This window comes from Microcoleus harperi Pol14_C6 (assembly GCF_036701295.1).
Classification (GTDB): Bacteria; Cyanobacteriota; Cyanobacteriia; order Cyanobacteriales; family Microcoleaceae; genus Microcoleus.
This window is the reverse complement of the sequence record NZ_JAUBQN010000002.1, coordinates 287,033-299,665: the sequence shown is the minus strand read 5'-3', so window position 1 is coordinate 299,665 and position 12,633 is coordinate 287,033. Positions and strand designations below refer to the sequence as shown.

7 protein-coding genes and 1 pseudogene are annotated in these 12,633 nt (G+C 46.8%); 1 reads left to right on the top strand and 7 read right to left on the bottom strand.

From position 1 onward, the window contains the following. Positions 1–134: 134 nt before the first annotated feature. On the bottom strand, positions 135–1,115 hold the full coding sequence (locus QUA27_RS02925; protein ID WP_333066228.1) for an aspartate carbamoyltransferase catalytic subunit: 981 nt from the start codon (positions 1,113–1,115) through the stop codon (positions 135–137). Positions 1,116–1,754: 639 nt separating this feature from the next. Between QUA27_RS02925 and QUA27_RS02920 the strand changes: the two genes are divergently transcribed. Further along, positions 1,755–1,973 carry a DUF4327 family protein gene (locus tag QUA27_RS02920; protein WP_006631282.1) on the top strand — a complete coding sequence of 73 codons (219 nt, stop codon included), beginning with the start codon at positions 1,755–1,757 and terminating at the stop codon, positions 1,971–1,973. A gap of 151 nt (positions 1,974–2,124) precedes the next feature. Here the strand turns inward: QUA27_RS02920 and QUA27_RS02915 are convergent, their stop codons facing one another. From QUA27_RS02915 to QUA27_RS02890, 6 genes and pseudogenes are all read right to left on the bottom strand, one after another. After that, a complete protein-coding gene (locus QUA27_RS02915) occupies positions 2,125–3,366 on the bottom strand; it encodes a protein kinase domain-containing protein (RefSeq protein ID WP_333066226.1) in 1,242 nt (413 codons plus the stop codon). Positions 3,367–3,484: 118 nt separating this feature from the next. Beyond that, a pseudogene (locus tag QUA27_RS02910) lies at positions 3,485–4,363 on the bottom strand (IS982 family transposase). Positions 4,364–5,154: 791 nt separating this feature from the next. Continuing rightward, complete coding sequence (locus tag QUA27_RS02905; RefSeq protein ID WP_333066224.1) at positions 5,155–7,458, bottom strand: serine/threonine phosphatase; 2,304 nt, start codon at positions 7,456–7,458, stop codon at positions 5,155–5,157. Between the two features lie 355 nt (positions 7,459–7,813). Beyond that, positions 7,814–10,369: a single-stranded-DNA-specific exonuclease RecJ gene (locus tag QUA27_RS02900; RefSeq protein WP_333066223.1), complete on the bottom strand. Its 2,556-nt coding sequence runs from the start codon at positions 10,367–10,369 to the stop codon at positions 7,814–7,816. Between the two features lie 119 nt (positions 10,370–10,488). After that, positions 10,489–11,304, bottom strand: a complete 816-nt coding sequence (locus tag QUA27_RS02895; RefSeq protein ID WP_333066222.1) for a PD-(D/E)XK nuclease family protein — start codon at positions 11,302–11,304, stop codon at positions 10,489–10,491. 627 nt (positions 11,305–11,931) lie between these two features. Beyond that, a complete protein-coding gene (locus tag QUA27_RS02890) occupies positions 11,932–12,516 on the bottom strand; it encodes a PAP/fibrillin family protein (RefSeq protein WP_333066220.1) in 585 nt (194 codons plus the stop codon). Between the last annotated feature and the right edge of the window lie 117 nt (positions 12,517–12,633).

The window sequence follows — 12,633 nt, the reverse complement described above, 5'->3', positions numbered from 1 at the left end:
TTAACTAGAGCACTTTACATTTCTAGAAAGAGTGTTGATCGTTACCCGGCAAAACCGGGTAACGATTATTTTAAAGAGGCGATCGCTCCTGAAAATAATCGAATATCCGAAATTCATGACTAACAACTAACAGCCTAAACTTTACCGCCGCCGATTAGATAAAGTAATGCCATCCGCACCGCGACGCCGCTGGTAACTTGCTGAGAAATCAGGCTAAACTGGGCATCGTCCATCAAATCCGAACTAATTTCCACGCCCCGGTTAACCGGACCTGGGTGCAACACCTTCACATCAGGCTTGCAGAGTTTCAGTCGATCGCGCGTAATCCCGTACAAAGAATGGTACTCTCGTAAACTCGGCAGCAAATGGTCGCTCATCCGTTCCTTTTGCAGTCGCAAAGTCATCACAAAATCAGCATCGGCCAAAGCAGCTTCAAGCTGCCAATGTAAAAATAACTTACCTTCCCTACCATCACCACACTCAGCAAACAACAGCGGTAGCAAAGTTGGCGGCCCGGCCAAATGGACCTCTGCCCCAGAAGCCGTGAGACTCCAAATATTAGACCTAGCCACCCGCGAGTGCAAAATATCCCCCACCACAGCAATTTTTTTGCCAGCTAAAAGTTCCAGCCGCGGACGTTCGGTATCTAACAGAGCACAAATAGTAAATAAGTCTAGCAAACCTTGCGATGGGTGTTCGTGCTGGCCGTCTCCAGCATTCAGAACGCTGACTCTCGAACCCAAGCGATCCATTTCCGAAGCAATCGTGCTGGGAACTCCAGCTTGTTCGTGCCGGATTACCATCAAATCCGTTCCCATCGCCAGATAAGTTTTAGCCGTATCCAGAATAGTCTCCCCCTTCGTTAGAGAAGAGCTTCCCGGCGTAAAATTTAGCGTATCCGCCGACAGCCGCTTCGCCGCCAACTCAAAACTATTGCGAGTCCGGGTAGAAGGTTCAAAAAACAAATTCGCGACCACTTGACCCTGCAGGGCCGGCACTTTCTTCGTGCGGCGGCCGAGCACCTCCCGAAAACTGGCTGCTGTTTGCAGCACCGTATCGTATTCGTCCGAGGTAAAATCAGCCAGAGTGAGAATGTGTCGCCTTGTCCAAGTCATACAATTTTAGATTTTAGATTTTAGATTTTAGATTGACTCAATCAGGACGGACGATGGGTTTGGAACTTGCTTGTACGCCCGCTCTGCTGTCGCCTTTGAATGTTCGATCGACATTTAGGGGTGGCGATTAACAGTATCCAACAATTTTTGATCGCTTTTGCGGTGAGTAGAGTTATAATCAGTTTATGTAGCTCAGACCCCACTCTCACAGCGAACCCAGCGTCGAAGGTGAAACAAGTGTGGTTTACCCGCAGGAAAGCGGAAATTACGCTGTAGCAGCGAAAGAGTAGTAGTTGCAGTTTCTCCTACGCAAACTCAGCCTTGTCAAGAACAAGCCGAACGCAGCCCTTGCATCTACCACTATGTGGAAACAATCGAGGCGGCAAACCTCCCAATGTCGATCGACAGCATATAGCGGGACATTTTAAAGATGATTAATTCTTTGAAGTCGGTCTTGACTCTTCAGTCCTGCTTATAGGCCCTTGTCAAAACGAACTCTGTTAAGATACAAGTTGAATATGTAGCTTCCCGACAAAAATCTACACGTATCTTGGCGAGACTGTTCTTGGCGAAACTGCGGTAAAAAGTGAGAGCTGGGAAGTGGTAATTACACAAGATTTAAACAATTCAAGAGGTATTATGAGCCAGCAGGTTATACAGCCGATGGTTAAGTTCCAGCGTCAGGTGCATTCTCTCGTCACGTCTGACATTATCAAACCGACAGACAGTATTTGGAAAATAGCTCTGCTTTACGGCGACGAATGGCCGTACTGGAAACAGCAATTGCTAGAGTTTGATTTTTCTATGCAAGACCCCGTGAGCGAGTTGATAGCTGTAGAAGCTTGGGACGAGGAATAACACAAAAGATGGAGGACTGGGGTGTCGAAGAGAAATTTCGAGGCGATCGGGTAAATTTTCTTTCATAAATTTCCGTTGCTAGCTTCTTCCCTCTTCCCTTTGCCCTCTTCCTAATGACTTGTGACTTTTGACTTGTGACTTTTGACTCCTATTAAAGGGAAGCTGCTAAAGCTCGAGCTAATTGTTGAGCAGTTTGAAAGCGATCCCCAGGCTTAGCTGCCGTGGTTCGCAAAAGGGTCTCCCGCAGCTTGGGGGCGATGGTTGGAATATTTTCGAGCTTAAAGCCGTAACCTCCAGCTATTTTGCCGTAAAAGTTTTGAGGGCTTTGGGCCGTCAGCAAAAAAATCAAAGTAGGTCCAATAGCATATAAATCCGACTGAGGGAGAGGCTGTCCCCGGTCTTGTTCTGGTGCGGTGTAGCCTTCAACCCCGATGCGAGTCCCTGGAGGAGTGCCGATTTCTTTAACGGCACCAAAATCCAGCACTGTAATGCAATTGTCGCGGTGGCGCACCAGCAAATTAGCAGGTTTAATATCCCGGTGGACGATCGGGGGTTTTTGAGAGTGAATGTAGTTCAAAACCTCACAGGTTTGGATCATCCACTCTATTGCTTGTTGGGGAGCAACAGGCCCGCGGTTGTAGATGCGTTTTTCTAAATCCTCGCCGTGGAGCATTTCCATCACCAAGTATTTTTTGCCCCCTTCCACAAAAAAGTCAAAAAACTGAGGAATTCCTGGATGGTGGAGGGCCTTGAGAGTTTTAGCTTCACGTTCAAACAGTTCTTGAGCTTTGACTATCTGAGCCATATCAGCATTCATTTCCTTGAGGACTACCAGAGAAGCTGCGGGGGAACTTCCGGGTTGTTGAGCTTTCGCTTTATCTCGATCCCAGGCTAAAGTCGTTGTTCCCATACCGCCTTGGCCCAAAGTTCTCAGCACTTGGTAGTGACGGACTGTGCGATCGACTTTAATCGGTTCGCCGCAGTGGATGCAGAATAAATTCCCCGGCGGGTTTCCCGCGTGAGTACACCTCGGTGCCACGAGATTGACGGTGGGGTTCGCCTCAATCTTGCCACCGACTTCAATAGTAACCACTTGGAAATGCAGAATTGGGCCGCCCCGCGCCAACTGGATCAGGGCACCGTCGGATATCCAACCCTGAGACATGAGAATACCGTTCACCAAAGTGCCATTTGTGCCGGAATTGACTAAGTACCACTGGCTGGATCTCCCGCTATTAACTCTTTGCAATTCCAGATGCTGCCGTGACACTAGAGCATTGGGGATCACAACGTGATTTTCAGGAGAGCGGCCGATGCGAACAATGGATTCGCTCTCGAAACTCCATTGTTGCAGGGGGGTCTGTTTGTCTGGATCTAAAAGAGTCAGCAGCATTTTCGATTGATGTGGTTGAACTCCCTGATGTGGCAGTGAGAGTTGGCGAAAATTTACAGATTAGGGGCGTAGGGCTTTGAAAAATTAGAAATTAAAAATTAATTAACGTGAGTTCGGGTTAAGCAGAAGGCAGCAAATGGTCTTCCCTAGCAATTCCTGGCTTCTTAGGCTGATGGCAATAGGCAATCAATCCGCACAAGATGTTGATAAAGCCGTTGACCGGAGAACGATGCCGAGAATGCTCAATCTGTGAAATATTTTTCAGTTGGTCGATAACAGTCTCAACAACCGCACGCTTTCACGGGCGGCAAGCGGTCACACAGAGGCATCAGACGCTGCTTCATATTTCGCGCTTAGCTTGGTGACTAGCTGGACTCCAAGCTCTTCCAATAATTGCTGGAAGAGCTTTTGAGAAATGTAGCCCTTATCTGCAAACACTTGCCCAAACAGATGTTGAAGCAAATCGGGAACAGGCGTACGAGCGTCGACATTACCTGGAGTCACCTGAGAGCTGAGCAACTCTCCTTTGTCATTGACTACCAAATGTAGCTTAAAGCCAAAGAACCAATCAACAGAAGTTTTACCACGCGCGCTTCGGTTCTTAAACACTCGATGTTGATTGATCCGGCGATTATGACAGACTTTGAGACAAGTGGAGTCCATAAAGCTAATGCCCGTACACCGACCAAAACAAGACCGCAGATATGCACATAATGGGAGCAACGTACGGGAGTGTCCACTCTACAAATCGCTGATAGCTGACTAATCCTGGAAAATCTTTACCCCACAGCATTTGCACCTTCTCCACATAGTAGGACTTAAAGTTGCGATCACAAGATTGATGAAAGGCAATTAGAATCGTCATGATTTCGCTCAAACACAAGCTCCGCTTACGATTTCGCTGTTTGAGCCCATTCCCGATTAGTTTTCGTTTCCACAACGGCTCAAATCTTTGGCAAAAATCATCGACATGGCAAAATAGTTCTTCTAAGATCATCATGGGTCAGCAGGAGGTTGAGACTTCAATACCTTCAGCCTACTACCTGCTTTCCCTTTTCTTATCCCGAACTCACGTTAATTATGAGCTTCACAGGTGAGTTTCACTAAACCTTTATAATATCCTGATTGTGATTAAATATTCCATCAACCATGAATTTATAAATAGTTTTTTGGGAACAATTATTCATAAAATTTGTGAGGGGTCTATCGTTCCTTAAAACACAGTCGATCGATTTAACAATTGCAACAACAAAAACTAAGTAAACAATCGCTAAACTTTTACGTAAATTTGATGTAGCAGCAGATTGTGATGTCAGCCCCACATATATGTAGGGCTGACACTTCCCACCTATGCCCACCTTGCCACGATAGCGATCTAGTATAAAACAGATTTTTCATCATCCCGCCTGCTGACTCACTTCATTTTAGTTAATTTTTTTTCATTATACTAACTATTTTTGTAAGTGAAAGCTCTTTCAACTATGATAAATCAACTTACTATCAAGCCACTTTTTCCGGTAGATTTCCGGAACACCATCTCAAAATTCAAGCTACGGATAAATGGTTGGTACTTCACAGCTTTTCTGCAATCGTATGGGTCTGTAATCATTTTTTGAACACTCAAACCGAAGCTGTTTTAACACCGGATACCTATAAAACAGAGCGAGCAGTAAAGCGTTGCCCGGAAACGGCAGAATCTGTTTTTTTTCTCTGCAACAATTGCAGGTTTAACCAATGCCGTCACAGGGGAAATGTGCCACCTTTGAAAAAGTTGGCAGCATCCAAATTCTAAAATCGAAATGCCCCTACCTGCGCCCGAATGATAATTGCCGTGATATTGTCGTGACCGTTGCGTTTGTTACCCAGTTCAATCAACTCGGCAACTCCCTGGTCGAGATCAGCTTGGGGATTGAAGAGGGGTTCGAGAGTGTTCTGCCAGTGAGTTTCTAACAAATCATTATCTGTCAGGCCGTCGGAAGCCAAAATTAATAAGGTATCTTCACACAAGTCTAAAAACTGCACGTCAGGCTTGAGAAAATTACTGTCTCGCGGGCCGATGGCTTGAGTTAATTGATAAGCGTCGGGACGGGCATAAGCAGTTTCCGGGTCAACCCCGCGCTTAATTTCGCGCTGGCCTACTTCGTGGTCTGAGGTGATTTTTTCTAGGGTTTGTCCCTTTCTCAGTCGGTATAGGCGGCTGTCGCCGACGTGGGCAACGGCGAATTGGGTGTCTTGAACTAAGACTGCGACTAGAGTTGTACCCATGCGGGCGCTGCCGGAGCGTCCGTCTTTTTGATTAATTTCAAAGATGGCTTTGTTGGCTAGCAGGACTCCCTCGCGGATGGTTTCTGCCGGAGGTAGTTGATTTTCCCAACTGGTTTGAAAGAATTCTCTGAGGGTTTCAGCGGCTAGTTGACTGGCTACTTCTCCCCTGTCGTGTCCGCCCATGCCGTCGCAGAGAATGTAAAGCCCTTTGGTTTGAAAAATGCGACCGAATGAACTTTCGAGTTTGTTTAGCTGAGTCCAGATGCTGAAGAAGTCTTCGTTGTGGTCGCGCGTGCGGCCAACATCGGTGAGGCCTGCGTCTTCTAAGCTGTAAATCTGGAGTGGCATCGGTTGGGTTAAGACCTCGCCAACGTCGGGGGGCGACTCGTCTGCGCTGTGGTAATGCCTGCGCGTCGGGGTTGAGGTTGGTGAAGGTGCGGGTTGGAGTTCGAGGGGAACAGTTTCTAGGCGCGATCGCAATTCTTCGATTGTGTTAATCTCGCCTCTGTACATTTGTTGCAGCAGTTCGAGCAAAGCGCCAAACTGAGTGCGATGATCGGACTGGCTAAATATCACCTGCCACAATTGCCCCAAATCTACCAGTTGCAGGTTTGAGCCGGCGGGTTCGGGATAGAGGTATTGCAGTCGCAAAGAAGCCAAGGAAAACGAAGAGTCGGGGTTGACTCGCAAATTTGTCAGTTCCAACAAGCTTTGCCGACAGCGCCAGGGTTCTAGGGCAGCCCAGAGTTCTGTCATTTCGTGCAGCCAGTATAAAATTTGCTGAGTGGAAGTTTCGGGTTGACTCCAGCGTTCTACCAGCAGTGGCCATTGGGAGCAGTCTTCTAGCAGCAGCACTGCTTGTTCGTTGTCTGACCAGCTATCGTGAATGACTGGCAGGTTTTGAGAGAATTGCCACCGCAGTGCCAGATAAGGTTCAGCTATGCCTTGGCAAAGCTCTGCTAAGGCGGAATTGGTTGAATTTTCTCCGCCTTTGATTGCTGCGGTATAGGGGGATGTTCGTCTGGCGACGCTGGCAGAGTTGGCTGCTAGCATGGCTTTGAGGGGTGACATTTCCAGAGGCTGACAGTCCAATACTGTTACTGCTACTGTGTCTGAGCGTTTTCTCGGCGGCACGGTTTCTAGGAGTTGGTAGCGCTGCTGAGTGTCTAAATAAGCTCCGGCTGGCTGGGAAGGGATTAAATATTCTGAATAGGGGATGGGGACTTCTGGAGATGGAGGGGAGGTGTCCGCTATGTTTGGGCTGTCGGGGTTCTCGGTTGCTTCCTGGATTTGTTTAGGCTGTGGTGCGGTTGTAAAATTCTGCTCAGACGGGGTTATTTCGCGCTCTGGTGCTGTATTCGAGCTTTTTTCTGTTGTTTGAAAGGATGCTGGTGCGATCGGCCCCACGGCTACCACAGCGTCAATTTCTGCGCTGCTGAATTCGCCGTCGCTTGGCTGGGGAGAAGTTGGTGCGACTGCTGTACGGGCTTCGGCTGGGGTGGTTATGTCTGTTTTAATCGCGTCTGTGATTGGTTCAGGAGAGTTTTGGGGCGATGCGGTTTCTGGAACTATGTCTGGTTTTTGCCCAAACTCGGCTGGGGGTAGGGTTGACTCCTGTGGCTCGACTGCTGGAAAATTCGATCGACCGCAGATAATGGCCCGCCACACTTGACCTGTTGCGACGCCGCAATTCTGACATTCTTTGGCGCTAAAAGCGACTTGGGCACCGCATTCGTGGCAAGGTTTGTAAATTAGGGAATTTCCGCATTGTTGACAAAACTTGTTTGGATTGGGATTTTCAAATTGGCAGCGGGGACAGAGAAGCATAGGGGTTTTAAATTGGAGATGGGCGATCGAGTTTGGGGGGTGGGGAGTTTTGGGTTTTGGGCTGTGAGTTAGGAGTTATGAGTTTTGGACCTGACTCGCAACGGATAACTCGCATTGCCCTATGCCTTATTTTATCGGGATGAATTCAGAACTCAGATATTTCTTAGAACTGAGATGTTGCCGCCGTGTCAGGAATAGACCTCTTAAGCCAGCAGATCCACAAAAATTTCTCTCCCTTCAGGGGCCCAAAAGCCAGCCCCACCAGTGGTAATAGCGTGCGTAACCCATAAGAAAAGTTATCTCATGAGTGGAACGGGCCGGAGAGTCCGTTCTTAACAATGGTGCAATATCTCAGTTAGAAGGGAATTGCTGTAGAATCTTCTTGGAAAACGGTTTCTCGCGCGATCGACACAATGGTGGAGAGGGGTACTTCACAGAAATATTTCCGCCGGAATTGTTCTTCGGAGACTGCTGCTAGGAATTGCGCTGCAAAACGCGCGGCAATCGGGGAATTTGGCACGGAGAATTGAATGGATTGGCTATCTAATAAGGGTTTGGGCATTTTATCGATCGCGTCTTGCTGCTGTGCGGTTTCGGGTTGTCTGGAGATGTGGAAAGCTCGATCGCGGTAATGGATTTGGAAACCGAGATATGTTAGGGTTTTGAACCCTAGTTGCAGCGATGTGTCGCTGATGCCGAGTTTTTGGCGGAGTTGCTGTCTGGTGACGGGTTTGTTGGTGCGGCTGAGGTATTTGGCGATGCCGATTAGCTGTTGGCAGATTTGCTGTGGGGGTACGAGTGGGGGTAATGTATAGGCGATCGCGAGTTTTTTCTGAGTGTACTGTGCTTGCCGAAACCAGATCCGCAGTTCGTCCCAGCTTGCGGGGCATTCTTTGAGGACGATCGAGTTTTCGCGATCGACCTTTTCGGAATTGTAAACTAGATTGTCGATCGGCATTTGAGATTGTAAGTTTGTGCTAGCGCCTAATAACTCTTCATCGTTATTTCTAGTGCGCCAGTCTAGAATCCAATCTATTTGAGTCGGGGAATTTATTTGGTTGTCTTCCGTGCGTTCTTGCACTGCTACGAGGCGCACTTCATAGCGCGATTTGTAAGTATTAAAATCGAGTTCAACGGTTACATCGCAGCGGCCTTGGGGAACTTCATTTTGATTGTGTCCCCACCAAATGCCGGGAAATCCCGTATCGCTAGATTCGTCCCTAATTGTAAATTCTGTTTTGATATATTCTACTTTTTGCCCTTTCAAATCCTTGATTTTTTGATTCCAGAGATTGTCAAACCAGCAGTTTTCAATCAGCAATTTGGGGGCCGGATTGCCCATGCCACACGGTTCTAGCAATTTTATTTCTTGAAATAAGTCTTTGCCTAATTCGGATACAGTAATTTTTAGGTCGGCTTGAACTGGTGCGGCTGTTAAACTATCTGTACTGTATTGTTGTCGCAGTTGCTGATTAACAGCATCGGTAAATAGGGAGATATTTTCAACCGGGAGACTTAATCCTGCGGCGAAGGGATGACCGCCAAATCTGTGCAATAAATGCGCTTGGTCTTTGACTAATTGGTAAAGGTCGATTTGATTGGCGGAACGCGCCGAACCCCTGGCAATTTTGGAGGGGGAAAGTGTTGGTGATTCTGAATCTAATAAGGAGGTAAATTGCATTTCCGGGGAATTTTCATTAATTTTTTCGCTTCCTTCTGTGCTGAATAAAATCACGGGGCGGCCGTATTCTTGGGCGATTTGTCCGGCTACTAATCCTAATACTCCTACGGGCCATTGGGGATCGCTGAGGACGATGACGCTAGTAGTTGAAAGGTCGAGTTTGGCTAATTTGGCCGCGGCATCTTTGGCAACATCTTTTTGTAAAGATTTACGTCGGCTGTTGGCAATTTCGGTTAAATTTGCTAGTTCTTCGCAGCGTTTTTTGTCGCGGCTGGTGAGGAGTTCTACGCAGAAGCTGGCATCGCCTTGAATGCGGCTGACGGCGTTGATTCGGGGGCCGAGGCCGAAGGAAATGTCGGTTGGGCGATCGCCAGATCTTTTGCAGAGTTCGAGCAATTTTGCAACTCCTGGGCGGGTGGGATTTGCGATTTGTTTTTGCAGTTGTTGGATGCCGATTTGTGCTAGGTAGCGACTGTCTCCTGTAAGTTGGACTAAATCGGCAATTAAGCCGATCGCTACTAATTCTAATAAATCTGTGAGCGGGCGCTGCGGAATATCCGGTAATGTGTGATATAATGCTTCAACTAATTTGTAGGCTACTCCAACTCCAGAGAGGTTAAATAGTTGGTGGTTTGGGGGGAAGTAGCGGGGATTGATAATGGCTGTAGCTGGCGGGCGATCGTCTGGTAATGTATGATGGTCGGTGACAATTGTATCGATGTTTAAGCTGGTCGCATATTCGATTTCAGCGATGTTTGTACTTCCGGTATCACAGGTAATAATTAAGCTAATTCCAGATTTGGCTAAGGCATCTATTCCCGCGACATTCAGTCCATGAGATTCGGTTAAGCGGTTGGGAATGTAATACATTAGTTGGTCGTTTTGAGCAAAAAATTCTCCCAGTCCGTCCCAAAGTACGGAGGTTGAGGTAATGCCGTCGGCGTCGAAGTCTCCCCAAATTGCGACTTTTTCGGCGCTGTTTCGTGCTTGCTGGATTCTTTCTATCGCCCAGTTCATTTCTAGTCCGAATTCAAAGGGACTTGCTGGTTGGTAAAGTTGGGGATTTAAGAAACCGGGTATTTGTTCGGGGTTTTGAATTCCTCTATACCACAGAAGTGCAGCGGCATAGTTTCCGGGGAGTTCTGGTGCGTGGTTTCTGACAGCTTGGAGCAACCAATCTGGGGGCTGAGATAGGGGTTTAGTTGGCAAGTTTTGAAGTAGTTCTGTCATATGTTATTTCATTAATTCCTGTAGGGGCTGGTTCACCAACAATCTTTCATTCACATCCACAATATCTATAAACCCGCCCCCACCGGGCGACTAATATTTGGCATAGTAAAAGAGTTGAATTAAATAGACATTTCCTCAATGATAGCAAGATTTGGCAGCCAATTTGCCGGAGTTTCTGCCGAAAGATTGGGGGGAAAAGCTGTGTTGTCTGGTGTGCGGTTGCAGCGAGTGGCAAATTGACAGGAATCGCAAAGATTGGAACTAATTTCTACTTGGGGTAAGAATTCGCCGCCTTCGGTATAGCGTTGTCGCCAGTCGGTTAGCTGCTGCAATAGGTTGGTTAAATCTTGTTTTGTGCGATCGTGTTTTGTTTGGTTGTAATCAACTGTGAGTTTTTGCGGCGGTTCTTCTCCTTGCAGTTGGACGAACCAGTATGTCATGGAAACTTGTTCGGGGGAATAGTCGCTGGTTTCTACTAAGACGTATAAATAGAGGCGAGTTTGCCAACTTTCGGCTATCCATTTTGATTTTTGAGGGCGGGGATAGGTTTTCCAGTCGAGAATTTGGGCGGCGTTTGGTTCTGCTATTAGCAAGTCATAGATAACGGTGAATAGGTAGTCTTGGAAAATTAGGGTGCGGGGGTGTTCGGCTTGGCGGAAAATGCGATCGCTATTTTCTGAATTGGCGAAAAGTTCGGGTGCGGTGTTGATAAATGCTGCCACGCAGCGTCCCAGTTCGGGGTCTTGTTGGATGATAAATTCAATGGGAAGTCCGAGTTCTCGCTGCTGCATTAATAGGTGAAAATGGCTTCCCCATGTGAGTTTTTCTTTGTGTTCTGGGGAGGCGGTGGTGGCGAGTAGTTCGAGGTAGCTGTGTTGGAATTTGCGGGGGCATTCTTCGAGGATTTTGAGTTGGGTTTGGGAGAGTCGAAGCATTTTTTTATTATTTTAGATTTTAGATTTTTTATGCTTGTAAGGGGTATCGATCTTTTTTTAACCGCAGATGTGGGCAGATGGACGCAGATGGACGCAGATAAGTTAGGGCGATCGCGTTTTTGGAGGAGACTGCGTGAAGCGTAGCTATCCCGTAGGGAATCGCACTTTTTTTGCCAAAGTGCGAATTCATGGATTTGCCTTGAGGTTTTTGTCGTGTAACTCTGCTAACTGTTCGTAGGCTTCTTCTCAGCTAAATCTGTATCAATCTCTTCTTGATGAGCATGATAATACGTTAATGCTGCATAAACTTATGGGATTAATAGGTGAGTATACAAAAAGCGTTAGTAAGTTTTTTGGCGGGAATGTACTAACGTCTTTTCCATTAAAATTCAAGGACTCATCACAACAATTGTCTATTGTCACTTCTTAACGCTAAGTTTTAACGCTTATCCTATCTGAAGGCTTTGATCGGCTGTTGATTTAAGGGTTTTAGTAAGTTTTGAATTGTTGGCAAAAGTGATATATCTTTTATTTGCAACCGCAAATTAACGCGGATAAACGCGGATGAAGGAAAGATGAATTGATTAGGAGTTAAGGGGCGATCGCACTTAATCACACATTACAAAATCACTCTTTTGTCAAGACAAAAACACTGTCTTTATTCCCCCGTCCAATCCGCAAATCTTTATCCAAATAAGTGATGTCCAGCCATCCCCGCTGTTCGCGAGTATCCAGCCCGAAATCTACAGCAGCGAACTTTTTACCCGACTCAATCTCATTGATAAACTTCCCCGGAGATTCATAGCCAATCAACCTGCTTAAACCTACTATAGACCGCTCAAACTTCACCTGCACTCGCCGTTCGGAAGTTGGCTCAAATCTTGCGGCTACACTGACAATCCCTTCCAAATAAGGCAAGCCGTAAAGTTCGCCAATGTTATAAATTTTAGATTCTTTGACGCGGATCGATTGATAAATTTGACCCAATTTTACCAAGGGAAAACTGTCAAGATTCAGCAGGTCGCGGCTGGTGGTGTACAATAACCGCCAGTCACCATTTAAAAGCTCTGCAGCTTCGACAGGCCGTGATGTGGGGTTGTAATCTTCCAATTGGGCGATCGCACTTAAAATCGCTTGTTTGTCGCTGGGAGTCGCCAGCAAACCGCGATTCTTACCAGCAATTATCTCTAATAGTGCAGATTTTCTAAGCATAGTTTTTTTATAATGAAAGCACGACACCGATTTGGACAGGGATACAGTGATTAATTATCGCACTTGAGGCAAAATTCAGACCGATATTCTCTTTATTCTCAAGCGAGAGGGACGAAA